Raw genomic sequence first — 25,568 nt, forward strand, 5'->3', positions numbered from 1 at the left:
CGGTAGGGATGATTGATCCATTTTTAGATAAAAAAAATAGGCCATTTCATTTGGCCTATTTTTAATTGCAATTGATTATTGCTCATCTTGATATTCAACCGAAAAATACCCCAAGGCAGCGACTGAAATTACCAAACCGATGCGTTGGATTTTTTAGTACGGCAATCGGCTTTCATTTTTTGCTTGGCAGCAGTGCGCTCAGCAGGGGTCATCACGCCATTTTTATCAGCATCAACAAAATCAAAAAAGGCTTCCATTTTTTTGAGATAGTCCGTTTTTGTCACTTCTACTTTTGGCATCACACGTGGACCATCATCACAGTCGGCGTAAGCCATGGTAGAACCCAAAACGGCGGTGGCCAGCAATGTGGCTTGAATCAAATGACGCATTGAAATCTCCTATTGAAACCGCTAAATACGGTTCTTTTTGAGTATAACAAAGCAAATCCAACACTCAAGCCATAGTTTGCTTTATTTATTAGTAAAAATAACCATAGTTATTTGTAATAAATAAGCGATTAATTGCTTATTGTTTCACCATGGAATGTGTCAGTAGTTTTTGATTTACAAATTGTGCGGTGATTTGCACTTTACCGTCTTTCCAGCTGGCAGTTTCACCTTGAATACCTAAGAAGCCACCCGATTCACTCTGAGTCGGCTCGCCTAAAATGGCCACCACTTCTGCACGGCTCATGCCGGTTGTGACTTTGTTGTAATTCTCGACGGTGATTTTGCTACATGCCATCAGCAGCACCAGCAAAGATAAAATGACGTAACGTTTCATACTGTTTGTCCTTGATTTCAAATAAAAAAAACAAGCAGCCCGTAGGCTGCTTGTCATCGTAGTAATTACCGAGCGGATTAACCGAGGAAAACGCGCGCGTTGCGGAACATCCGCAACCATGCGCCATCTTCTGACCAGTCTTCCGGATGCCACGAGTTTTGCACCGTGCGGAATACGCGCTCTGGATGCGGCATCATAATGCTAAAGCGGCCATCTGGCGTTGTTACACCGGCAATGCCGTCGGGCGAGCCATTTGGATTCATCGGGTAAGTTTGCGTTGCCTTGCCGTGGCTATCTACATAACGCATCGCCACCAAGGCCTTGGCCTTGTCGCCTTGCTGACTAAAGTTAGCAAAACCTTCACCGTGGCTCACCACCACTGGCATTTGGCTGCCTTCCATACCGGCAAAGAACAGCGATGGTGATTTCATCACCTCAGCCATCACAAAGCGCGCTTCAAACTGCTCACTTTGATTGCGGGTAAATTTCGGCCAGTGCTCAGCGCCTGGAATAATGCCCGACAAATTGGCCATCATTTGGCAACCGTTACACACGCCCAAACCGAAGGTATCAGCGCGATTAAAGAACGCTTCGAATTGCTCACGCGCAGCGCCGTTAAACAGAATCGATTTCGCCCAACCTTCACCGGCACCGAGTACGTCGCCGTAAGAGAAACCACCGCAAGCCGCCAAACCATTAAAGTCAGCCAATTGCACACGGCCAGCAATCACGTCGCTCATATGCACGTCAACCGCTGCGAAACCCGCACGGGTAAACGCCGCGCCCATTTCCACATGACCATTCACACCTTGCTCACGTAATACCGCAACACGTGGCTTCGCATTCTGTCCGCCTTTGTTGATGTACGGCGCAGCAACGTCTTCCGCCGGATTAAAACTTAATTTAGCAAACAAGCCTTTATCGGCTTTATCACCAATGCGCGCGTATTCAGCGTCGGCGCATTCTGGATTGTCGCGCAGACGTTGGATTTGCCAGCTAGTGTGGCTCCAAGCGCGCTGCAGATTAACGCGTGTTTCATCCAGCAACAAACGATTACGTTTTTTGATTTTAAGCTTGTCGTCATGGTTGGTCGAACCAATCACGTGCAACTCACCTGCCAAACCGGCATTCATAAACGCCGCAATCACCGCTGCGGTATCGGAGCGACGCACTTGCATCACTGCGCCAAGTTCTTCGTTGAACAACACGCCCATCACACGGCCGTTTTCAGCGCGCTCGATGTCGTCCGACGAAATTTCATCTTGTTGACGCTGACGCAAACGACGCTCGATACAGAGTTCGTCGATTTCCAGTGTCACGCCACAATGGCTAGCAAACATCATTTCTGACACGGCAGAGATCAAGCCACCGTCAGAACGGTCGTGATAAGCCAACAACTTACCATCGGCGTTCAATTGCTGCACCGTTGCAAAGAAAGATTTCAGGTGATCCACACTCACCACATCAGGGGCAAAATTCCCCACTTGGCTATACACCTGCGCCAAGGCCGAGCCGCCTAAACGGCACTTGCCAGTGCCCAAATCAATCAGCAATAAATCAGACTCAACGTCTTTGAGTACCGGCGTCAACGTTTTGCTCACGTCGGTAACGGGTGCAAAACCCGAAATCACCAATGACAGCGGCGCAGTCACCGCTTTCGCCTCGCCATCATTCCACAGCGTTTTCATCGACAACGAGTCTTTACCAACGGGAATCGACACGCCCAATTGACGGCACAATTCCAAACCAACGGCAGCGACGGTATCGTATAAATTAGCGTCTTCACCCGGATGCCCAGCTGGCGCCATCCAGTTAGCTGACAATTTAACGTCAGACAATTTAGCAATTGGCGCTGCAGCAATATTGGTTAACGCTTCACCGACGGCCATGCGGCCAGATGCGGGGCCAGAAATCAAAGCAAGGGGGGTACGTTCACCCATCGCCATGGCTTCGCCGCGTAGCGTGTTATACCCCATCGTAGTGACCGCAACGTCCGCCACCGGCACTTGCCACGGGCCAACCATTTGATCGCGCGCGGTATAACCACCCACAGTACGGTCGCCGATATTAATCAAGAACGATTTGTCGGCCACGGATGGCAAAGCCAAAACACGGTAGAGCGATTCTTTTAAGTCCAGCGCCGCTGAATCAAAAGTTTGCAATTCTGGCGCAATCCGCGTGACATCCCGCGTCATTTTTGGTGGTTTGCCAAGCAAAACATCCATTGGCATATCGACGGGTTTATTGTCGAAATACGGATCTTCTACTGTCAGCTGACGCTCGTCGGTAGTGCGACCAATCACCGCAAACGGGCAACGTTCGCGCTCGCAAATCGCTTCAAAGGTCAGCAAGTCATTTGGATGAATGCCGAGCACGTAGCGCTCTTGTGATTCATTGCTCCAAATTTCTTTCGGCGCCATGCCACGCTCTTCGATATTCACTTTACGTAAATTGAAGACCGCGCCCATGCCGGCATCGTTCACCAATTCTGGGAAGGCATTCGAAATCCCACCGGCACCGACGTCATGAATCGACTGAATTGGATTTTTGCTACCCATTTGCCAGCAGCGATCAATCACTTCTTGGCAACGACGTTCCATTTCTGGATTTCCACGCTGCACCGAATCAAAATCCAAATCCGCCGCGTTTGAGCCGGTTTCCATCGATGAAGCAGCGCTACCGCCCATACCGATCAACATGCCCGGGCCGCCAAGTTGAATCAGCAAGGAGCCATCAGGCAAATCATTTTTCTTCACGTGCAAGGCGCTGATATTGCCCAAACCACCGGCAATCATAATCGGCTTGTGATAACCACGGCGCTCGCCGTTGAAATCAAGTTCAAAGGTACGGAAATAACCCGCGAGATTTGGGCGACCAAATTCATTATTAAACGCTGCCGCACCAATTGGGCCTTCGATCATAATATCGAGCGCGCTGGCGATGCGATCAGGTTTGCCGTACGGCGTTTCCCACGGCTGAACATGACCGGGTAAATTCAAATTTGAAACCGTAAAGCCACACAGACCGGCTTTCGGTTTTGAGCCACGACCAGTTGCGCCCTCATCCCGAATTTCACCGCCCGAACCAGTGGCTGCGCCCGGGAATGGCGAGATCGCGGTTGGATGGTTGTGGGTTTCCACTTTCATCAAAATATGGGTTTCTTCCTGAGTAAATGCATACTCAGCGCTGCCATTTTCTGACATGGCCGCAGGGAAGAAACGTTCAGTTAACGCGCCTTCAATCACCGATGAATTATCCGAATACGCCACCACAGTGCCTTCCGGCGCGGCTTTATGCGTTTCGCGAATCATGCCAAACAAGCTGTAGTCTTGCGCTTGGCCATCGATAATGAAATTTGCGTTAAAGATTTTATGTCGGCAATGTTCCGAGTTCGCTTGCGCAAACATGGTTAATTCCACATCGCTTGGATTACGGCCTAGCTTGGTGAAGTTTTCCACCAAGTAATCAATCTCGTCATCCGACAAAGCCAAGCCATACTCGCCATTGGCTTTTTCCAGTGCCGCTTTACCGCCGTTTAATACATCAACGGTTTCGAGTGGTTTTGGCTCAAAGTGACGGAATAATTCATTGCCCGCCGCCAAGCCATCAAACACTTGCTCGGTCATTCGGTCGTGAATCAACGGCAGTAGGATGTTTTTTTCTGCGCTCGACAAAGCTGAACCATCGGCTTTGCTGGCATACACCGCAATACCTCGTTCAATTCTTGCCACCTTGCCGGCCAAAGCGCAATGCAAGGCAATATCCGTCGCCTTAGAAGACCATGGTGAAATCGTGCCCAAACGTGGCAAGACCAAAATCGGCGTACCTTGCGCCAAATCGACTTGAGCTGGTTCTCCATAGCTCAAAATTCGCGCCAAAATTGCGGTATCGGCCTCACTCAAATCCTGAGTTTGCTCAATGAAGTGCCAGAATTCGGCGTACAAATTAACAGCAACGCCTTGCGCAGCAAGTGCCGATGATAATTTTTCAATCCGGAACGGTGAAAGCGCGGTACCGCCGCGTAGTTGGAGCACATTGGCCATGTTTGAAATTAACCCAGAAATGTGGCAAAAAGTACGTAATTATACCGAAAAATCACCCTCTTTAGGAGAAAGAAAGCAAGGAATTCCCAGCCAATACCCCAGATTGCATTCACCTACGCGCAATCGGACTGACCGCACCCATGCAATAGCACTAAGCCTGCGGTATTTATTTGACATTTTTCAAGCTAAGAACCCGCGATGAACGCCAGTAATCACTTAACCAAGGGGATGGTTGTTAATTTTGGCCTGACGGCGATAAGCACGCGGACTCAGCCCCAACCGAGCACTAAACTGCTGATAAAAATGACTTAAACACGGATAACCACTTTGATTGGCAACCCAATCAATACCGCGATCGGTGGTGAGCAATAAATGACTGGCATGGGCGATGCGTAATCGCATCAGCTCTTGGCTAAAACTCGATTTCATTTGCTGCAAAAATAAGCGCTTGAGCGTCGTCACACTGCATGCGGCGACTTCAGCCAATTCACCCAAAGTGACCGGTTGCAGATAATGGCTTTGTAAATGCGTCATGGCTTTAATTAAACGGCGATCGGGCTCCAATTGCGCGACTTCGCAATCAATAAAGCGCGCAGCGCGGTCTTTTTCTAATTCAGACAAAATATCCAGCACCGCAATCAAGCGCTTGACGCCCGTTAATTCATGTAAGCGCGCCAAACGCGGTGCCAGCAACTGGGTAAATGCCGGACTAAACACCACCCCTTGCCGAATCTGCGCCAGCCATTGGCACAGATGGCGTAATTCTGGCATGCCGTGCTCAGTCAATGCCACCAGCCAATCAAGCCGAAACAGCACCACTTGTAATTCCAGCGCGGCGCCATCGCTGCGTGCCGGCGCTTGCCAACTATGCGGTTGATTGGGCGCGACCAAGGCCAAATCACATTCAGTGATACTTTCAATGTCATGACCAATATGGCGCTGCCCGCCTGCGCCTAGCGTTAAAGTCAGCTCATACTCGGGATGAAAGTGATAATTAAACGGAATATGCTCGGCCACATGATGATTTAAGCGCCATGCATGGCCTTGCGAATTTCCAATCCATTCTCTAATGAGCATCGTCACCTCTCGTTTGAGCCAATCATATACTTTATTGAGCTGATAGCAGATAAAATCGGCGATAGTCGCGGTATAACTGCACTCATCGGACGTTGTCGCATCATCTGAACGACAGCGCACCGGCAATGCTCGCATTGTGCTGGTGGCGCTTTTACACTGTCGCATGGGCAAAAGACCCACTTCAACCAAGCAAAGGGAGAGTTAAAATAATGAGCAATCCAGCTGGCGCACACCTCAAACTGATATGGGCCAATCATACCAATGCCCATAACGGCGATAATTTCCTTGCCGAGCTTCGCCTCGTCAATCTCTCTGATCAAATCTTGCCGTCATCGGGCTGGGCTTTGTATTTTAATACTTGCCGCAAAATCAAACCCGAAACCGTTAGCGGTGACGTTGAAGTCACGCATGTAAACGGCGATTTTTGGCGACTCGCACCGAAGGCCGGTTTTGCTGCGGTAGCCCCAGGCGAGGCACGCACCTTTGCCTATGAAGGCCTGTATTGGGTCATTGCCGAGACCGATGCACCACTGGGTTTTTATATTGTGTATAACGACGGCCAAGAGAACGCTTACCACGAGACGATTGGTGATCCTGAAATTGTGCCGTTTGTGACCGAGCAGCAACGCCATCGCAAAGCCGATGATTTAGTGCCGCTGAGCACCCCTGCACTGACGTTTGAACACAATAAAGATTTGCACCTACTGCCAATCGAGCAAGTCGGTAAAATCACCCCAAGCCCATTGTCGAGCGAATGGCTCAATGGTGAATTTAGTATTAATAAAGACACTTTGATTGTTCACAGCAGCCAATTGGCCACCGAAGCGCGCTTTTTGCGCGCGGCGATTCATGATGTGAGCCGCGTGTATTTACAGCAAGCCGCTATTCGTCCAACAGGCAGCCAAGCGATTGTGTTGCAAATCGGCGCGGTCACAGTCAGTGACACATTGGCGCCCAACGAAGCATATTCGTTACAGATTAACGCCAACGAAATCATCATTACCGGCGCGAGCGCACACGGCGTGTTTAATGCCTTGCAAAGCCTGCGTCAGCTCTTACCGGTAGCTGCCTTCCTCAATCCGCAAGCAGTACTTAATGTACCTTGTTGCCGAATCATTGACGCACCGCGCTTTGCGTATCGCGGCATGCATTTAGACGTTGGCCGTAATTTCAGCAGCAAAGACAGTGTCTTGCGCCTACTGGACTGCATGGCGCTGTATAAACTGAATCAATTTCATTTCCATATCACTGACGATGAAGGCTGGCGCCTAGAAATCCCTAGCCTGCCAGAACTCACCGAAATCGGCAGCCAACGCGGCTTTACCCAAACTGAAACCGATCATTTAGTGCCGTGCTTTGGCTCTGGCGGTGATGTGAGCAATCCAGCCGGCAGTGGTTTTTATAGCCGCGCCGACTTTATCGAAATCTTGCAATTTGCCACCGCGCGCCACATCGAAGTCGTGCCAGAAATCGACGTACCCGGCCATGCCCGTGCGGCAATTAAAGCAATGAACTTGCGCTACCATCGCTTGATGGCGCAAGGACAAACCGACGCCGCCAAACAATATTTGCTGTGCGACTTTGACGATGCATCCGACTATGAATCAGTGCAGTTGTGGCACGACAATGTCATCTGCATCGCCCAAGAGTCTTGCTACAACTTTATCGAAACAGTACTGCACGATTTACAAGCGATGTACCTTGAAGCTGGCGCGCCGCTAACCACGATGCACACCGGTGGTGATGAAGTACCGCACGGTGCCTGGGAAAAATCACCGGTTTGCCAAGCCTTTATGCAAGCGCAAGGCATGACGCAAATCGTTCAACTGCAAAATTACTTCCTCGCCCGTTACCGTGATTTATTGAAAAAATATGGCTTGGTGTTTGGTGGCTGGGAAGAAATCGCCTTAGTCAAAAAAGAAGTCAATGGCGAGCACACGCATGGGCCAAATCCAGAGTTTGTGAATGCCAACTTCCGCCCTTACGTATGGAACAACGTTTGGGGCTGGGGCCAAGAAGACTTTGCCTATCAATTGGCCAATGCCGGTTATAAAACCGTGTTATCCAATGTGACCAATTTGTACTTTGACTTGGCCTATTGCAAAGACCCTGCCGAGCCTGGCTACTACTGGGGTGGCTTTATCGAAACCCGTGGCGCATTTGAATTTTGCCCCTTGGATATTTTCACCACCGCCACCGTCGATTTAATGGGCCACCCGCTCGATCAAGAAAAAATCGCCAGCAAAGTACGGTTAACGCCAACTGGGGTGAACAATATCATCGGGATTCAAGGCCAGCTGTGGGCTGAAAACATCCGTGATGCCGCCCGTTTGGAATATCTCGCCATGCCACGCATGATGGCTTTAGCCGAGCGCGCTTGGGCGCGTGATCCAAAATGGACTTTGATCGCCGATGCAGACCAGCGCCAAGCCAAAATGGATGCGGATTGGAATGAATTTGCCAATCGTCTTGGCCAACGTGAACTAGCGCGCTTAGATGGATTTTTAGGCGGCTACGGCTACCGCATCCCATTGCCGGGGGCCAAAGTGGAAAACGGCCAATTACTCGCCAATGTTTCAGCACCGGGTTTAACCATTCGCTACACCGTTGATGGCAGTGAACCCACCGCACAATCAGCGCCCTACACCGGCGCGCTCGATTACGCGGCGCTCAGCCAAGCCGCTGGATTTACGGGCGTGAAGCTGGCTACCTTTAGCAGCACCAATCGCAAGAGCGCCACGGTTGTAGTCAACTAAACCAGCAACAATCTGCTTAAGCCCCGCATAAGGCGGGGCTTTTTTTGCTTAAAAATTCAATCATTCCCCGTCGTTTTCTTGCTGTGAACTTGACAGCTGGCCATCAAACTCTTGTTCAAAGGCGACGAATAGCTCGCCGATATCAGTTAAAAAATACCTATGTATATCAATACAGGCTTTTTATTACATGATTCACAGCAATATACCCATGAACTTAACTGAGTTAAGTGTTCCTAATACGTGCCCCACTTGCCTCTTTATTCACTGCCACCGCTCTATTTCACGCTTTGCTTCACGCATTCAGGCTAATGGCACGACGCCTCAATATTGTTAACCCCAAGGCCACGCAACAATCTGCCAAAACACTATCCAACGCATCTATACAAAAATGTCCCGACCGTAACCTCGAATAAGCATAAAAAAACCCCATCAATCGATGGGGCTTGGTCATTCAAACGGCTAAGTCAATTTATTGAGTAATAAACAATTCAATTTCAACATTTTCTGCCGAATATTGAATTTGCGCCAACAATACCGCATCAACAAAATTAGCAAAACGACGCAATACAATCGAATTAGCTAAGGCTGGGCCCATTTCAGAGCGAAACTCACCCACATATTGCAAAGCGCCAACGTGATTGCTTTCAAGCTCATCTTCATTATCACTAATAATGCTCTTAATTTTTTTGCGAATTTCTTTTACTTCTTTAAATAAGTCGCTTGAAATTTCGCACAATTGAGCAAATTGAATCGCAATATCAATCTTGCTGCCCGGTACTAAAAATCGGCTTAATGTACGTGATGACTTTTGCAATAATTCTAACTCCAAATCATCCACATACAAATCCATAGGGAAATGATCTTCCACCGCCTTTAGCGCCTGACGAATTCCTTCATTCGACTTTAATGCTTCAGGTAAACGATTACTTGCACGGGCACCGACTTTATAACGACCTTTATTGCTCATTTAATGCTCCTAGCTTTCGATTTACAAAAGAGTGTATCTCAGCAGTGTGACGCCCCTTTTAATTAGCATCAAGTCTGAAGTAGATCCCATGACAAAAATGCAATCAAACCGCCCACCAGCACCGACGCCCCATCTCAAAGCAAACAAAATAAAATCGCTACACGGCAAAGCGGGTCATCTTGCGAGCAAAAATTTTAGCGTGAATTCAAACATTTACTCAATCCACGGTAAAAAATTAGCGCCAAGGGGTTTACAAACGCCCTAAGTCTAGCTAGAATTCGCCACCTCACTGAATTGAGCAATCAGTTCAGTATGTAGTGCGCGATTGGTGGAATTGGTAGACACGCAGCGTTGAGGTCGCTGTGCCCTTACAGGCGTGCGAGTTCGAGTCTCGTGTTGCGCACCACAAAAAACATTAACCCCGACAAGCTTAGCTTTGCGGGGTTTTTTGTTGTCTAGCGCATCAACATATCCCAAGACAGCCAGTACTAAACCTGCCCCCCTCTACATTTTGTCCAATCAGCGTGCGGCTTCGAATAAATAGCCCAAAAAGCACATTGCGATTGTGAGCTTATTGCAAGCATCCATCTTGAAACCAATGTCCCATCACTTCATCGACACATACCACGCTCCCGCCGGGCGATACCTCAACAACCAAGTAAAGATATTTTTTTCTCTAGTTGCTGCGGTTTTGGCGCTGATTGCGGCGTAATTTACTGTCAAAAAATAGACTGAATATCTATACCCAGCGCTGATTCAAGGCAAGAAGGACTTGATGTCATTCTTTTAGCATTTACACCGAGCTTAAACCAAAAAACAGTACTAACATAAGCAAACAGAAAGCAAACTGGGGCTGAGATGATGATGATTTTAGAACAGCTAAAATTAAAAACTCGTAAACAGCACTCACGCCTGCATCAGCACCCCCTACTCAAAGGGATTACCCAGTCTGGGTATTCTTTGGCACGCTATATTCAATTATTAAAAGCTTACTATGAAATCTACTCCGCCATTGAAACGGTACTTTTGCAAAGACAAAGCCAATTTAATCTCGATTTTGATTATCAAGCGCGCTATAAGCTGCCATGGTTACAAGCCGATTTAAAGGATCTTGAATCGCCACCCACGATGAGCCACCCCACTCTCGCTAATGAAACATCGGGCATCATCACCACGCCCGAGCAATGGCTCGGTGCGGCGTATGTGCTTGAGGGCTCAACTTTAGGAGCCCGCGTTATTAGCGCTTGTTTACAAAAATCACTCCGTATTAGCCCGCAGTTTGCTGGGCATTTTTTTAATGCCTATGGTTTAAATACCTCAAAATACTGGCATGAATACCAAAATTTTTTAGCCCGTCATCCGATTGTGGCCACAACAGAAATCACCGCTGCAGCATCACAGACCTTTGGCTTATTTAATAAAGGTCTTGATTTTTATGCCCAATAGAGCATTGAGTACGCCAGAATTTGAGCAAGCCTTGCGCCAATGCGCAACTGAGGCGATTCATTTAATTGGCTCTATACAAGACCATGGCATTTTGTTGGTTTTAGATCTAAACGATGAGCTCACCCACGTGAGTAGCAACACCGAGCATTTTTTCGGATTAGATCCTAATGAATTACTAGGTAAAAACATTAAGCACATATCGGCACTACAGCCATTATTGAGCTTGATTAAAGACAAAAAAACAGCTGCTCATCATCAAAATATATCCATAGGAAATAAATATCAATTTAATATCAGCAAATCGATTCATGATGAAAGTCTATATATCGAATTAACGCCCAATACCATTGAATTAGATAATCAATTTAAAATTGAAAGTACAATTAATGAGCTACTCTCCATCGATAGAACGACTCATCATTCTGATTACTTCAATTTATTAGCGCAATATATTCAAGAAATTAGCGGATTTGACCATACGATGATCTATCGCTTTGATAGTAATTGGGATGGCGAAGTGATCGCAGAAAACTGTCACAATACCTCAGACTCATATCTGGGCTCTCGCTTTCCAGCGAGTGATATCCCCGCACAAGCCAGGCAGCTCTATACTAAAAACACCATTCGTTATGTCGCTAACGTCGATGCAGATCAAATTCCGATTTTATCTGCCCCCTTATATAGCGATAAAACGCCTGATTTAAGTTACATTCAATTACGTTCATTATCACCAATTCATCTGCAATACTTAAAAAACATGGGCGTTGCAGCCTCACTTTCTATTTCCTTGTTACAAAATAAACGTTTATGGGGGCTGATTACCTGCCACCATAAAACCCCCAAATTATTAAGCACTCAAGCCTTGCTAAGGTGTGAATTAATCGGCAATTTAGTTTCTGAACATTTAAATACCGATCAGGTACAGGAACAATTTTCACTTGATGAACAAATCATTCTTTTATTTGGTAAATTATCGCAATTTTTATGGTTGCCACAGCAAGGCATTCCCGACAAGATTTTAGAAGAAATTCAACATTTAATGTCTGCAGATGGCGTGGTTTTATCCTTAAAAGACAAGCGCCATCATTTTGGTAAAGTACCGGAATCAGTTGAACTCGAAGCCTTAATTCAGTGGCTGCATACTCAAGAGGGTGACAAAGCCTTTGCCTGTGATGATCTGAGCTTTCGCTTTGAACCCGCTAAAGCCTATCAGCATCTGGTTTCTGGGGTTTTGGCAGGACCATTTCCATTCCGCAACGGCAGCTTTGTGCTGTGGTTTCGCTCTGAATACCCTCGTCACATTCACTGGGCTGGCGAACCCAATAAAACCCACGTTCATGCTGCTGATGGCTCGCACAGACTAATCCCCAGAACGTCTTTTTCTGAATGGATTCAGATGTGGCCAGGGCATGCCCAAGCTTGGCTGCCCGCCCAAATCATGATTGCACAGCGCTTTGGTGCTGCCTTACTGAATCAAATTGAATATATATTCAAGCTAGAAAAAAACGAGCATGAATTAAATGCAGTCACCGAAAAACTAGAACAAACGCAAGAAATTATGGCGTCAATTATTCGACATATACCAGCGATCGTGACCCTAAAAAATGCCGATAATTTAAGCTTCAAATTACTTAATCCTGCGGGTTGTGAATTTTTTGGCATTCAAGAAGAAGACATAATCGGCAAAAATGACTTTTATTTATTTCCGCAAGAACAAGCCGAACGATTTATTCAAAGTGATCGTCAAATTTTAGCTAAAACTTGCGTTGTTGAAATTAATACCGAAGACATCAGCACCCGCAACGGCGAAATTAAAACTTTATTTACGCGTAAAATCGCCCTAACCAATAAAAAAGGCGATGCCACTCATTTGCTTGGCGTATCAATCGATGTAACCGAAAAACGCGCGGCAGAGCATGAAATTGAAAAACTGGCTTTTTATGATCCGCTAACTGGACTCGCTAATCGTCGTCTGATGCTCGATAGGCTAGGCCAAACGCTATTAGGTAGCGCCAGATCGGGTAAACATGCTGCGCTCATATTAATTGATTTAGATAATTTCAAATCACTGAATGATATCCATGGCCATGATGCCGGCGATTGGCTACTCAAAGAAGTCGCCAATCGGCTAATTAGTGTAGTTAGAAAAGGCGATACCGTTGCCCGATTGGGTGGCGATGAATTTGTGCTTATTTTGGATGATCTTAACGCCGATGAATCGCATGCGGCACAAGATTTAGAGTGGATTGCCAAGCAAATTTTAGAGCAATTCATTCATGAGTTTCAAATCCAAATGCCAAATGAAATCGAAGTCAAATCGGCAATTCAACATCGCTGCAGTCCAAGTATTGGCATTTCTCTATTTCAAGGCTGTACCTTAAGTGCAGAAGAAATACTCAAGCGTGCCGATACCGCAATGTATCAAGCAAAGAGTGGCGGCAAAAACACCTACCGTTTTTTTGATCCGGAAATGCAAAAAGCGGTTTTAACACGAATTACACTAGAAACTGAATTACGCCACGCCGTAGTTCAGGAACAATTTATTCTGTATTTTCAGCCGCAGGTGAATCATTTAGGGCAATACATTGGCGCCGAAACTTTAATTCGCTGGCAACACCCCAAGCAAGGCTTAATTTCACCAGCAGAGTTTATTCCTTTAGCAGAAGAAACCGGCTTAATCCTACCGATGGGGTTTTGGGTGCTGGAACAAGCCTGCCAACATCTAGCACGTTGGGCAGTCGACCCTTTATTTGCACACCTCACCTTATCGGTGAATGTCAGTGCCAAGCAATTTGGGTTACCTAGTTTTGAGCATGAAATTAAGCAATTACTCGCGACCTATCAAACCAATCCAAATCGGCTAAAAATCGAAATCACCGAAAGCTTATTTTTAGACAAAACCGAGGTTGTTATTAACAAAATGAATGCCATTCGCAAACAAAAAGTGGCCTTTTCAATTGATGACTTTGGTACTGGTTTTTCTTCTCTTTCATATTTAAAACGCTTGCCACTCGAACAATTAAAAATTGATCAGTCTTTTATCCAAGACATATTAAGTAATCCAAAAGACGCGGCGATTGCCTCAACCATTATTGCCCTGGGCAAAAATCTTTGCTTAACCGTCATTGCCGAAGGGGTAGAAACCCAAGCGCAACAAAACCTATTAAAAAGCATGGGATGCCTGAGTTATCAGGGCTATTTATTTGGTCAGCCGATGAAAATGGCTGATTTTGAGCAGCTGATCAATACACAGCCTACCGTTAAATAGCCGCAAACTGAATGCGATTTAGGCGATTTTAATTAAAAATTTTTTCATCCCATAAAACGGGCATTCCTATTGAGCGTGATCTTGGTAAAATCAGTTTTTGCCCACGTCAAAAGATCAATGCCATGAGCCGTTTTTGGAGCCCTGTTGTTCACACCCTTACGCCGTATACGCCGGGTGAACAGCCTAAAATCACTAATCTGATCAAACTCAATACCAATGAAAATCCGTATGGCCCATCACCTAAAGCCATCAGCGCGATGCAAGCTGCGGTGAATGATTTTTTACGGCTGTATCCTGATCCCAATGGCGATGTGCTTAAAGACGCGGTGGCGCATTTTCATCGCGCCGATGGCATTACGCGAGCGAATGTCTTTGTGGGCAATAGCTCAGATGAAGTATTGGCGCATACCTTTCAAGCGCTGCTAAAGCACGATGCACCACTGCTGTTTCCCGATATTAGCTACAGCTTTTATCCGGTGTATTGCGGCTTGTATGGCATTGAATATCGCAGTGTGCCGCTGAACGACGCGTTTGCAATCGACACCAACGATTACACCGGCGGTGGCGCGATTATCTTCCCGAATCCCAATGCCCCAACCGGTATTTTGCTGCCACTGGCGCAAATCGAAGCACTATTAAAAGCGCATCCCAATCAAGTGCTGGTGGTGGACGAAGCCTATATCGACTTTGGCGGTAGCAGCGCGATTGCGCTGGTGAATCGTTTTAATAATTTGCTGGTGGTGCAAACGCTGTCTAAATCTCGCTCTTTAGCGGGATTACGCGTTGGCTTTGCTGTTGGCCACGCCGATTTGATTGCGGGGTTGGAGCGGGTTAAAAATAGCTTTAACTCCTATCCGCTCGATCGCATTGCGCTGGCCGGTGCCGTGGCAGCTATTGAAGATACAGCGTATTTCAATCAAACCTGCACGGCAATTAACACCACACGAGATACCCTCACCCAGCAATTAAGCCAATTGGGATTTGAGGTGTTGCCATCACACGCCAATTTTGTTTTTGCATCTCATCCACAAAGAGATGCGGCTGAGCTCGCACAAGCACTGCGCGAGCGCGCGATTTTAGTTCGTCACTTCAAACTACCGCGCATTGAGCAATTTTTGCGGATTTCGATCGGCAGCGATGCCGAAAGCGCTGCATTGATCGCAGCTTTGCAAACCATTCTCAAGGCCTAATTTGAATGGCATCCGAGTCAGTGCCAGTTTGCGATCAATCTTGCACTAACCCTAGGGTCTGTTGACGTTTGGTTTGCCGCGAAAATCGCTCCAGCGCGGCGGGAAACTGAACATCAACAGACCCTTAGTACGTTTAGTATTAAAATATTACTTTTCTTGCAATACCTACCTTACATCAATCCTGTATATTAGCAATACCTAATAAACAATCTAGACCAAGTACCATCATCCCGAATAGGTCAAATAGACAAGTCCCATGAATTCATTTTTTGTTAAGCCTATGTTTGGGAGCTCGAAAGCGTTTCGCATCTTATTAATAGCAGGATGCAACCTAGGGGTTTTTCTATTACTTGCGCTCTTGGTCTGGCAAGTGGCGAGCTATCAATCGCGGCAATCGATTCGATTGCTCACTGAACGTGGCTCGGCGATGATTGAGCTGTCTTTACGTAATGCCTATACCGTGCTGGATAAAATCGCTTTAAATCCAACAGCACCTTGCCAAGATTTATACGCGGATTTACAAAAAATCAGCGCAGCGACGCCCTACTTTCGCTCGATTTATATTGCAGATAGCCAAACACAGCGTATTTTTTGCTCATCGGCCCATGCGCTCGGCCAAATAGACTCACCGATACAAACCCTGATTAGTGATGGCGCAATGCAGGCCAGCGGCATTGCTTGGCATAAGAACAGTCTGGTTTCAAATCGAGAAGCTTTAGTTATTTATCGCAAACTGGATAATGGTCGCGTACTTATCGGCGTACTGGATTCACAATATTACAAAGATATTTTGCAACTGGTCATGGGCTTGCGGGTTAAAACAATTACGCTCAAAGTCGGTAATTTACAGCTCGTGAATCAGGGTAATGATTTTGTATTAACGCCACTGACCGAGGCCAAAAACGATAGCACATTAGTATCGCTAGATCAGCTGCCAGTTAAAGTCACCGCAGAGCATAATCACTTTCAGTTACGAAAATATATTGAAACTAACTTACCGCTAGCCTTCTTACTGGGCATGATTTTTCTTGCTTGGAGCAGTCGCTGGATTTGGCTACGACTCGGAGAAAAAAACAACTTTCGCCAGCAAGTCATCGAATCAATTGCACAACAGCAATTTATACCGTATTACCAACCCGTCATTGGTCAGCAAAATACCATCTCTGGCGTAGAAATACTTGCACGCTGGCAACATCCAACGCTTGGCGTATTAAACCCCGCGGTATTTATTCAACAAGCTGAAGCGCAAAATGTGTTGACTCAAATTATGCTGAGTTTAATTCAACAAGCAGAAAATGATTTAACCAACAAACCCATTCCAGCCCAATCGCGCGTTGGGCTGAATATGACAGCACAACAATTAACCGAGCAGCCCATGCTCAATGCGATCTTTGCCTTCAATGCAAAATTAAAATATCTTGATTACCAACTGGTGATTGAATTAACTGAAGAAGGATTAGTCAGCGACCCTGATTTGGCCAATAAAATCATTCAAGAAATGGGACAATCCGGCATTATGGTGGCGATAGATGACTTTGGTATTGGGCATAGCTCACTGGCTTCTTTAAGCCGCTTTCCATTTCATTATTTAAAAATCGATAAAAGCTTTATTGATCACATTGTTAGCCGAGAAAAAGACCAAATTATTGTTGCGAATATGGTCGATATGGCACGACAACTTAATTTAAATGTCGTTGCCGAAGGCGTAGAAAGTAAAGATCAAGCGGATTATCTAGCGATACTGGGCATTGATTATTTGCAGGGGTTTTATTTCTCTAAACCTTTACCGATTGCCGAGTTGGCTCAGTTTAAATTTAATCCCGTAAACTCAGCGCAGTTCCCTTACTTTCACTAAGTCAGAATAAAAACGCCGTCAACTCACGTTGACGGCATTTTCTTTGCTGAATCGCTGTTTAGCGATACGAATGCATCATTCCTTGGATGAAGGCGCCTTCACCAACAAAGGTAGCCCTGCCACCATCAACACCACTTCCACGGCTTGTGCCGCCACCCACTGCATAAAGCTGCCGTGTAAATCCACAAAATGGCGGCCCATCTGCGTTTCGGCGTGTAAGCTCCAGCCGATTTCATTACCCACGGCAATCACGGTTTGCGGCGTACATGCGGCAAAGGCAGCCCAGCGAATTTGCGCCTCAAGCAGCGTTGCATCGCCATCGTAAGCGCAATCGGTAAATAGATTGGTGAGCCACAAAGTAATGCAATCGAGCACCATGACCTCGCCGCTAAAACCATGCGCCGCCAGATCAATCTCTTGCTCTAAATTCACCCAGCGCGCATCGCGCTGCGCTTGATGCCGAGCAATCCGCTGGGCAAAGTCATCATCCCACACGCGCGACGTGGCCAAATACGCCGGCCGCGTAGAGAGCGCCAAAGCACGCTGTTCTGCGTAGCGGCTTTTGCCGCTTTTTTGCCCACCGCTAATTAAAATCAATTGCATATAAACCGACCTGTAGATGTGTTGGCGGCAAAAAAAGGCGTCGAGGCGGTGAATTAAACCTGCATTCAATTTTCTAGCTAGTATTTAGCTGCAGGCCATTTAAATCCATGCTCAGCGTAATATACCCCAAGCAAAATTAAAACTGCGCCAGCTGCACCAACAGCGGTAATGCGCTCGCCCAAAATCACAATCGCAGTGAGCATGGTGACCATAGGGATTAAATAAATGTAATTACTGGCTTTCACCGCGCCGATGATACCCAGCGCTTTATTCCACGCCACAAAGCACAGCGCCGAAGCGATTACACCTAAAAACAGCATATTGCCGCCTTGTATTGGATTAAGCCACAAAGCCAAATCCAAGCGATAACCCATGATCCATGCGGCGGGTAGCAAGGTAACGATGCCGTAAAAAAACACTTGCCGCGTTAAAAATAAATACCCATAGCGCTGCCCTGCTCGCTTGAGTAATAAGCAATAAATCGCCCACGCTGCCCCCGCGGATAAAGCCAAAATATCGCCCAGTGGATTGAGTTTTAAAATCACGCTGCCATTAAACATCACTAAGGCCACGCCTGCTAATGCAATTAAAGAGCCAACAATTAAGCGCAGACTGAGTTTTTCATCGTGCGTGGTGAAATGGGCAAAAAATGCCGTAAGTAATGGCGCGGATGAGACTAATAAACCCACGCTGGAGGCTTGCGTATATTGCAGCGCGATATTTTCAGTTAAAAAATACAGCGTTACACCAAATAAACCTAGGCCACAGAAATACAATTCTTCGCGCCATTGCGGTTTTTTAAGCACCGGGTGCATTAAAAACAATAAAGCGTAGGCCAAGACAAAACGATCAAGGGCAATTTCAACCGGGCTGCGAAAGTCTAATAAGATTTTGGTGGAAACAAAGGTCACGCCCCAGACCAAAACACAAAACAACACCATTAAATGGCCTTTTAAAACCGGTTTCATTGTTACCCCTTAGTCGGCCCAGCAAAGTTGAATTGCGATTTTACACAGCGCCTGCTTATTTGTTGCTTAGGTAACGCCGCACTGCCGCATTGTGTTGTTCTAAGGTCTCGGAAAACGCCGAGTAACCGTCGCCTTTGGCGACAAAATAAAATGCATTGGTACTGCTTGGCTGCGTTGCAGCAATCATTGCCGCTTCACCAACCATGGCAATCGGTGTCGGTGGCAATCCAGCGCGGGTATAGGTGTTGTAAGGCGTATCGGTACGCAAATGCGCTTTGGTGATATCGCCTTTAAACGCTTCGCCAACGCCATAAATCACTGTTGGATCGGTTTGTAAACGCATGCCCTTACGTAAACGATTGACAAATACGCCCGAGACCATCGGTCGATCAGCCGCTTTGCCGGTTTCTTTCTCAATAATGGATGCCAAAATCAACGCGTCGTAGGCCGATTTAAGTGGCAAATCAGGGTGACGATTAGCCCATGCGGCATCGAGTTTTTCTTGCATTAATTGATGCGCACGCGCTAATAGCTTGAGGTCTGAGCTGCCTTTATCGATGCGATAACTATCGGGAAAAAATAAGCCCTCTGGCGACGCTGCGCTAATGCCTAATGCCGCCAAAATTTCGCTATCGCTCATGGCCGCTGTATCGTGTTTTAAATTGGGATGAGCGTTGAGCGCGCGACGTAGATCGCGCCAATTCCAGCCCTCGATCATGCTGAACATTTGTAAATCAACCTCACCTTTGGCTAATTTTTTAAGGATTTGCCAAGGCGACATCGGTGCTTTTAAAACGTAACTACCGGCTTTAATGCTGGCATCTTGCCCAGTAATTCGCGCCAGCAAAATAAATAATGGCGCGGAATCGATAGCCCCTTGCTGCACCAATTGCGCAGCAACCGCATTCACGCCACCGCGCTCAATCAAGACCGAATGCGAAGGCGGATTGGGCTGCTCTGATTGTGTCCAGCTATAAAACCATGCGCCACCAGCAATGAGTACGGCAAAAAAACCAAAAATGAGTAAGCCAAACAAGCGCCCCCAAAACGATACGGGTTTATTTACTGCTTTCTTGTGGTAGAGATTGGGTTTCTTTTTATAGGGTGTTGGTGCAGCCACTGCGTTTTACCTTAGGGTCAGTTATGTTGATTTTCGGCGGTGCTCATATCACCATCGACGTCGTTATTGCGCGCTTTTTCTCGTTGCACGGCATAAAACTTTTGCACATTGGCCAAGTCGCGCGAGCGATACATCGGCGGCAGGCTTTTCCAAATCATTTTGCCGTATTGTTTTTCAACGAGGCGCGAATCGGCAATCATTAAAATGCCAATGTCGCTCTCATCACGAATTAAGCGCCCTGCGCCTTGCTTGAGCGTAATGGTGGCATTGGGCAGTTGATAATCCATAAACGGGCTGCGCCCGGCTTTGGTCAGCTGCTCCATTCTGGCTGAAAGCACCGGATCATCGGGCGGCGAAAACGGTAATTTATCAATCACCACCAAAGACAATTGCTCACCGCGCACGTCAATACCTTCCCAGAAGGTTTGGCTGGCCACCAAAATCGCATTCGGCTCTTTACGAAACTGATCGAGTAATTCAGTTCTCGAGCCGGTGCCTTGCAAAAACACCGGCCAATCTAAGCCAGCCGCTTTGAGTTTTTCAAGCAAGATTTCATGCGCTTCACGCATGGCGCGCAACGAGGTAAACAGCAAAAAAGCATGGCCCTGAGTGGTTTGCAATAAAGGCCAAGCTTTCTCAACCACTGCACGGGTATATTCCGCAGTATTAGGCTGGGGCATGTCTTGCGGCACATACAGCACAGCCTGCTGCTTGTAATCAAACGGGCTATCCCAGGTAGCGGTTTCGGCTGACCACAAACCTAATTCATGCTGAAAATGGGTAAAGTGATGATTCACCGCCAACGTCGCCGAGGCAAAAATCCAAGCGCGCGGATTGAGATTGACTTGTTTTTGGAATAAATCAGCGATATTGAGCGGGGTAATATGCAGCAAAAAACCATGCTGCGTCACATCGAGCCAATGCACGGTTTCGGCTGAATCTGATTTTTGCCATTTTTCGACTAAGGCCAACATTTCTGCCGCGCGTTTATAGCACTTTTCTAGCCCTTCACCGCGCTCGGCTTGCTTGGCGAGTAATTCGGTTAAATGCTGAATATGCCCGGTCATTTCAACCAGCTGGCTAAAAAAGCTCGGGAATTTTTCTTTAAGCTCATGCTGCGGTAAGCGCACGGTGTCTTTAAAAATTAAACGCACATCTTTGACTGATTTTTCCAGCGCTTCGGCGGCATTGGGCAGCATGACAAAATCTTTGGCCACCACTAAAGCTTCGGCGCGCGCGTCACGCGCCAGCTCAATGATTTGCCCATTGGTCAGCGTATCGCCAAAAAACAGGCTAGCGACTTCAGGCAGCTGATGCGCTTCGTCAAAAATCACCGTATTACATGCCGGTAGTAATTCCCCTGCGCCTTCGTCTTTTAGCCACACATCGGCAAAAAACAAATGATGGTTCACCACCACAATATCGGCTTCTTGGGCGTCTTTACGCGCTTTGAGCACAAAGCATTCTTTGTGATTGGGGCAATCCTGCCCCAGGCAATTATCGCGCGTGCTAGTCACTTGCGCCCAAATCGGCGCGTCTTCGGCCACCCCAGGGCAAGCGGCTTTATCACCAGAGCCGGTGGTATTGGCGTAGCGTTTTACTTTTTGTAAATCGGCGATGTCTTCACGGCGCATAAAGCGCCCTTCATGCTCGGCACGCGCCAAATGGTAATGACACACATAATTGGAGCGCCCTTTGAGTAAGGCAATAATCGCCGGTACTTTGAGCACATCGCGAACGCTCGGTACGTCGCGATTAAACAACTGATCTTGCAAGGTTTTGGTGCCGGTTGAAACAATCACTTTGCCACCCGACAAGAGTGCGGGTACTAAATAGGCAAAGGTTTTACCGGTGCCGGTGCCGGCCTCGGCAATCAATTGCCCACGCGCTTCAATCGTGCGTTCAACCGCTTGCGCCATTTCTAGCTGGGGTTGACGCAATTTATAGCCGGGAAAAGCAGCACCAAACGGGCCGTCATCGGCAAAAACTTCTTCAAGAGTCATGGAAAGCTCAAAACATCGGATGATCGATTGTACCGTAGCTAGGCGCTGCTGACGCTTGAATCAACGTGGTCAATTTCAATATGGCATCGGGCAAAAAAAAAGCCCCGCACGCGGCGGGGCCAATCAATACAGGGAGAGATGAAAAACACAATACACATCGCATTAGCGCAGATCTTTCAACCTAAACCAACACAATCTATCGCATTGCTCACTACCCTTGTTCAGAGTGCCGCTATTGGCAAAAGTTCAGCACAAGTGTTAATTTTTTTGCGCTTGAAAAAACACCACTTGGCCAGATTGACCGGTGCTATTGCCGCCTAATAAATACGCCATCGCCGGGAATAAATCACTGGCTTGGGGTAGATTCTCAGCCGATTCTGCCGGATGCGTTGCCAAACGGAATGGCGATTGAATCGGGCCGGGCACCAGTAAATTAATCCGTACATTCGGGATGTTTTCCCATTCGGCAGCGGCAATTTCAACCCAGTTTTTTTGCCCAGCTTTACTCACGCTAAAACCGCCCCAATACGCATTGGGCTCAAAGGCATGGGTTTCACCCAAAACCAATACCGCGGCATCGGGCGATTGCTGCAACAGCGGAAACAACGCCCGCGTCATCGCAAATGGCGCCGCCACATTCACGCGGAACATATCCACCCATTCATCCAGCTTTTGATTAGCCAGTGGCGACAAATGATTAAAACCATTGGCGCAATGCAAAATGCCGTCTAGACGACCAAATTCTTTTTGGATGAGTACGCCCAATTGATTGAGCTCAGCTTCACCCATTTTGGCTAAATCAAGCGGTACAGCCGCAGGCTGCGGCCCGCCAGCCGCTTCGATGGCATCGTAAGTACGGCTGAGTTTTTTTTCGTTACGGCCCAATAAAATAATCGTCGCGCCGAGTTTGGCCAGCTCAATAGCGGCCATTGCGCCCAAGCCCTGACCGGCTCCGGTAACGAGAATTACTCGATCTTTAAATGCATCTGCTGCAATGCTTGCTGATTTCCAATCTGCCATTTTTTATTCCTAATCATCAGCCAAACGGCTTGAAGTGTGATTACTTAAAGTGCTACTTAATTCGCCAGCGGCGCACCGAAAAATACACTGAGATCTCGGCTCATCGTTGCAATCAATTCCGCCGAAGTGGGCCTAGGCCGACCGCGGCAAATTCATCATGGATTGTTAGCGTGGGGTTGACGCTCGCTTTATTCGCGCGACAATCTAGCGTTGCAAATACAGCAAGCATTGCTGCGCCGCTTTAACGCCACTACGCACCGCGCCTTCGAGCGTCGCGGGGTATTCACCGCGCCCTTGTCCGGCTAAATCAGCGGTAAAATCCCCCGCCAAAAATAAACCCGCAATATCGGTCTTATTGTCAGGCCGAAGCAAGTCGGGCGTACAGGCAAACGTCGCACGTTTTTCACTAATGACTTGTTGGCGCAACACTAAATCGGGCAGGCCTAAGCGCTGATGCAATTCAGCTTGCACGGCTGTAGCTAATTCATCATGACTTAAGCCGCTATGCAGCCCTTCGCTAGAAATCACCACCGCAATCAAACCATGCTGGCCGTGACTCACACCGCGATCAAACACCCATTGCGAATACGCATCAGCCAAACCGAGCATCGGCGTAGCCAGTTTAATCTCGGCGGCATATTGCAAATACACCGTCACAATCGGCTGATATTGCCAAGCGGCTAACTGCGCGCTTAAGGCATTGAGCGCCGGTAATGATGGCAAAATATTCGCCGCTTGATGCGGTGGCGTGGCACAAATCACCGCGTCAAATCGCTCACTATCATCCAGCAAAAAACCTTGGGTATCTATCGATATCCCTTTTACCCTATGGCCCAGCTTTAAATACCCAGCATGCTGCTCAATATACTGCGCCGCAGGCTCAGGAAATAACTGACTAAAATCACAACGCGGCAACAATAAATCAGACGCAGCGCGGGCGCCACCCAAACTATCGCGCAACACATTAAGCAGCACTTGGGCACTGGCCAGCTCCAGCGGTGTATTCAGCGCCGCCAAGGTCAACGGCGACCAAAATTTAGCGATCAAACTCGCCGGTTGCCGCTCATTGCTTAGCCACTGCGCCACGCTGATGTCTTGCGCTAAACGCCAGCGCCGCCATTTGCTGATCTGAATGGTGCGAATTAAGGCCCAACGCTCAGACCACGATAAGCCTTTGGCCAACAATAAACCCACGGCCAAATGCAAGGGTGCTGGCAACCGTGGGCAGGCTAATACAAAATCGGGATCGACTTGTAAACGCATCGGCAAGCGCAAAAAAACGCGAGATAAATCCACGCCGCATTGCGCCATTAAACGCAATAATTCGCTATAGCCACCAATCAATAAATGCTGGCCATTATCCACGGCGCTATCCCCAACCAGATGACTACGCGCAACGCGGCGCGCACGGCCACCGAGCACTTTGCCGGCCTCAAACACCGTGACCGATACCCCCGCCGCAGCTAACTCCACCGCCGCCGCCATACCCGCATAACCGCCGCCAATAATAGCAACGGTTTTCACCCCAGGATGATGCTTTGCACTAGTTACGCTCAAGCAAACCACCATGTTTTCCAAGCCAGCCAGAGCTTGCGGATGGGGGTGAGTTTGATGCGTTGATTGAGTACTTTTTGCGCGCCATCGGCGCGAATTTCGGCCAAGGTAGCGCGGTAAATCGCCGCCATCACCAAGCCAGTACGCTGACTTTTTTTATCGCACTCAGGTAATAAAGCGATGGCTTGATCGTAATATTGTTCGGCACGATCAATTTGGAAATTCATTAAGGCTTTAAATTCAGCCGTTTCACGGTAATTCATAATGTCGGCAGCGGGCACATTAAAGCGCTGCAATTCATCCACCGGTAAATAAATCCGGCCGCGGCGGGCGTCTTCACCGACGTCGCGAATAATATTGGTCAACTGAAAAGCAATGCCTAAATCATGCGCGTATTTTAAGGTTTTACGATCAGTAAAACCAAAAATCATCGCCGCCAATTGCCCAACTACGCTGGCAACGCGATAGCAATAAAGATGCAAATCTTTAAAGCTGTTATAACGCGCCTGATTTAAATCCATTTCCATGCCATCGATAATTTCAAGCAGCAATTCACGCGGTAAATCATAGGCTTGGACCGCTGGCCACAATGATTGAGTTACCGGATGTTGCGGCGAGCCGGCATACATTTGGTCAACTTCATTGCGCCACCATGCCAACGTCGTCCGCGCAACGCCTTCGTCACTGATTTCGTCGACCACGTCGTCCACTTCACGACAAAATGCATACAAAGCGGTAATGGCAATGCGCTTTTCTGGACTTAAAAAACGAAAGCTGTAATAAAAACTCGAGCCGCTTTTCGCCGCTTTATCTTCACAATATTGATCTGGTGTCACAAGAAAATCCAATTCAAAAATAACTAAGTCACTGAGCAAAAGTTTTCGCGCAAAGCGCAAAGCCGCAGACAGTACACAC

The 25,568-nt window shown here is 47.5% G+C and carries 17 protein-coding genes and 1 tRNA gene; 6 read left to right on the top strand and 12 right to left on the bottom strand.

The window, feature by feature from the left end; translation table 11 throughout:
• Positions 1 to 128 precede the first annotated feature (128 nt).
• The 4 genes from HQN60_RS02550 to HQN60_RS02565 all read right to left on the bottom strand — a co-directional run bounded on the left by HQN60_RS02550 (position 129) and on the right by HQN60_RS02565 (position 6,068).
• The gene (locus tag HQN60_RS02550) at positions 129 to 389 is read right to left on the bottom strand and encodes a hypothetical protein (RefSeq protein WP_173532207.1); all 261 of its coding nucleotides are present in this window, start codon (positions 387 to 389) and stop codon (positions 129 to 131) included.
• A gap of 136 nt (positions 390 to 525) precedes the next feature.
• The gene (gene bamE, locus HQN60_RS02555) at positions 526 to 783 is read right to left on the bottom strand and encodes an outer membrane protein assembly factor BamE domain-containing protein (RefSeq protein WP_173532208.1); all 258 of its coding nucleotides are present in this window, start codon (positions 781 to 783) and stop codon (positions 526 to 528) included.
• A gap of 77 nt (positions 784 to 860) precedes the next feature.
• The gene (purL, locus tag HQN60_RS02560) at positions 861 to 4,826 is read right to left on the bottom strand and encodes a phosphoribosylformylglycinamidine synthase (protein ID WP_173532209.1); all 3,966 of its coding nucleotides are present in this window, start codon (positions 4,824 to 4,826) and stop codon (positions 861 to 863) included.
• A 216-nt stretch (positions 4,827 to 5,042) separates the two neighbouring features.
• Entirely contained in the window at positions 5,043 to 6,068 is a 1,026-nt protein-coding gene (locus tag HQN60_RS02565; protein WP_173532210.1) for a helix-turn-helix domain-containing protein, read from the bottom strand.
• Between the two features lie 44 nt (positions 6,069 to 6,112).
• On the opposite strand from HQN60_RS02565, the gene HQN60_RS02570 reads away from it, so the two are divergent.
• Positions 6,113 to 8,659, top strand: a complete 2,547-nt coding sequence (locus HQN60_RS02570) for a family 20 glycosylhydrolase (RefSeq protein WP_173532211.1) — start codon at positions 6,113 to 6,115, stop codon at positions 8,657 to 8,659.
• Positions 8,660 to 9,128: 469 nt separating this feature from the next.
• Here HQN60_RS02570 and HQN60_RS02575 read toward each other — a convergent pair whose 3' ends face one another.
• The gene (locus HQN60_RS02575; RefSeq protein ID WP_173532212.1) at positions 9,129 to 9,626 is read right to left on the bottom strand and encodes a hypothetical protein; all 498 of its coding nucleotides are present in this window, start codon (positions 9,624 to 9,626) and stop codon (positions 9,129 to 9,131) included.
• Between the two features lie 319 nt (positions 9,627 to 9,945).
• Here HQN60_RS02575 and HQN60_RS02580 point away from each other — a divergent pair.
• The 5 genes from HQN60_RS02580 to HQN60_RS02600 all read left to right on the top strand — a co-directional run bounded on the left by HQN60_RS02580 (position 9,946) and on the right by HQN60_RS02600 (position 17,385).
• A tRNA-Leu gene (locus HQN60_RS02580) sits at positions 9,946 to 10,032 on the top strand.
• Positions 10,033 to 10,484: 452 nt separating this feature from the next.
• Positions 10,485 to 11,072 (top strand): biliverdin-producing heme oxygenase, encoded by a 588-nt coding sequence (locus tag HQN60_RS02585; RefSeq protein ID WP_173532213.1) that lies wholly within the window; start codon positions 10,485 to 10,487, stop codon positions 11,070 to 11,072.
• Positions 11,062 to 14,340: a bifunctional diguanylate cyclase/phosphodiesterase gene (locus tag HQN60_RS02590; RefSeq protein WP_173532214.1), complete on the top strand. Its 3,279-nt coding sequence runs from the start codon at positions 11,062 to 11,064 to the stop codon at positions 14,338 to 14,340. The genes HQN60_RS02585 and HQN60_RS02590 overlap by 11 nt, the downstream gene beginning before the upstream one ends.
• Positions 14,341 to 14,462: 122 nt before the next feature.
• Positions 14,463 to 15,530 (top strand): histidinol-phosphate transaminase, encoded by a 1,068-nt coding sequence (gene hisC, locus HQN60_RS02595; protein ID WP_173532215.1) that lies wholly within the window; start codon positions 14,463 to 14,465, stop codon positions 15,528 to 15,530.
• Between the two features lie 370 nt (positions 15,531 to 15,900).
• Positions 15,901 to 17,385 carry an EAL domain-containing protein gene (locus tag HQN60_RS02600; protein ID WP_173532216.1) on the top strand — a complete coding sequence of 495 codons (1,485 nt, stop codon included), beginning with the start codon at positions 15,901 to 15,903 and terminating at the stop codon, positions 17,383 to 17,385.
• A gap of 75 nt (positions 17,386 to 17,460) precedes the next feature.
• Here the strand turns inward: HQN60_RS02600 and HQN60_RS02605 are convergent, their stop codons facing one another.
• The 7 genes from HQN60_RS02605 to hpnD form a co-directional block, all read right to left on the bottom strand.
• Positions 17,461 to 17,988, bottom strand: a complete 528-nt coding sequence (locus tag HQN60_RS02605; protein WP_173532217.1) for a bifunctional adenosylcobinamide kinase/adenosylcobinamide-phosphate guanylyltransferase — start codon at positions 17,986 to 17,988, stop codon at positions 17,461 to 17,463.
• A 77-nt stretch (positions 17,989 to 18,065) separates the two neighbouring features.
• On the bottom strand, positions 18,066 to 18,956 hold the full coding sequence (locus tag HQN60_RS02610; RefSeq protein WP_173532218.1) for a DMT family transporter: 891 nt from the start codon (positions 18,954 to 18,956) through the stop codon (positions 18,066 to 18,068).
• A 55-nt stretch (positions 18,957 to 19,011) separates the two neighbouring features.
• Positions 19,012 to 20,076 (bottom strand): endolytic transglycosylase MltG, encoded by a 1,065-nt coding sequence (gene mltG, locus HQN60_RS02615; RefSeq protein ID WP_217390202.1) that lies wholly within the window; start codon positions 20,074 to 20,076, stop codon positions 19,012 to 19,014.
• 17 nt (positions 20,077 to 20,093) lie between these two features.
• Complete coding sequence (gene yoaA, locus HQN60_RS02620) at positions 20,094 to 22,079, bottom strand: DNA repair helicase YoaA (RefSeq protein ID WP_173532219.1); 1,986 nt, start codon at positions 22,077 to 22,079, stop codon at positions 20,094 to 20,096.
• A 258-nt stretch (positions 22,080 to 22,337) separates the two neighbouring features.
• Entirely contained in the window at positions 22,338 to 23,099 is a 762-nt protein-coding gene (locus tag HQN60_RS02625) for an SDR family NAD(P)-dependent oxidoreductase (RefSeq protein WP_173532220.1), read from the bottom strand.
• 204 nt (positions 23,100 to 23,303) lie between these two features.
• Positions 23,304 to 24,656, bottom strand: coding sequence for a hydroxysqualene dehydroxylase HpnE (hpnE, locus tag HQN60_RS02630; protein WP_254456669.1), 1,353 nt, complete (start codon positions 24,654 to 24,656; stop codon positions 23,304 to 23,306).
• A complete protein-coding gene (gene hpnD, locus HQN60_RS02635) occupies positions 24,653 to 25,489 on the bottom strand; it encodes a presqualene diphosphate synthase HpnD (protein WP_173532222.1) in 837 nt (278 codons plus the stop codon). Before hpnD ends, hpnE begins: the two co-directional genes overlap by 4 nt.
• Between the last annotated feature and the right edge of the window lie 79 nt (positions 25,490 to 25,568).

It is taken from the genome of Deefgea piscis, assembly GCF_013284055.1.
GTDB lineage: Bacteria > Pseudomonadota > Gammaproteobacteria > Burkholderiales > Chitinibacteraceae > Deefgea > Deefgea piscis.

Coding starts and splice junctions, on each gene's coding strand:
- HQN60_RS02625 (WP_173532220.1), bottom strand. CDS start 23,099: ATGGCAGATTGGAAATCAGCAAGCATTGCAGCAGATGCATTTAAAGAT.
- HQN60_RS02570 (WP_173532211.1), top strand. CDS start 6,113: ATGAGCAATCCAGCTGGCGCACACCTCAAACTGATATGGGCCAATCAT.
- HQN60_RS02550 (WP_173532207.1), bottom strand. CDS start 389: ATGCGTCATTTGATTCAAGCCACATTGCTGGCCACCGCCGTTTTGGGT.
- HQN60_RS02575 (WP_173532212.1), bottom strand. CDS start 9,626: ATGAGCAATAAAGGTCGTTATAAAGTCGGTGCCCGTGCAAGTAATCGT.
- HQN60_RS02565 (WP_173532210.1), bottom strand. CDS start 6,068: ATGCGACAGTGTAAAAGCGCCACCAGCACAATGCGAGCATTGCCGGTG.
- HQN60_RS02585 (WP_173532213.1), top strand. CDS start 10,485: ATGATGATGATTTTAGAACAGCTAAAATTAAAAACTCGTAAACAGCAC.
- yoaA (WP_173532219.1), bottom strand. CDS start 22,079: ATGACTCTTGAAGAAGTTTTTGCCGATGACGGCCCGTTTGGTGCTGCT.
- HQN60_RS02590 (WP_173532214.1), top strand. CDS start 11,062: ATGCCCAATAGAGCATTGAGTACGCCAGAATTTGAGCAAGCCTTGCGC.
- purL (WP_173532209.1), bottom strand. CDS start 4,826: ATGGCCAATGTGCTCCAACTACGCGGCGGTACCGCGCTTTCACCGTTC.
- bamE (WP_173532208.1), bottom strand. CDS start 783: ATGAAACGTTACGTCATTTTATCTTTGCTGGTGCTGCTGATGGCATGT.
- HQN60_RS02605 (WP_173532217.1), bottom strand. CDS start 17,988: ATGCAATTGATTTTAATTAGCGGTGGGCAAAAAAGCGGCAAAAGCCGC.
- HQN60_RS02610 (WP_173532218.1), bottom strand. CDS start 18,956: ATGAAACCGGTTTTAAAAGGCCATTTAATGGTGTTGTTTTGTGTTTTG.
- hisC (WP_173532215.1), top strand. CDS start 14,463: ATGAGCCGTTTTTGGAGCCCTGTTGTTCACACCCTTACGCCGTATACG.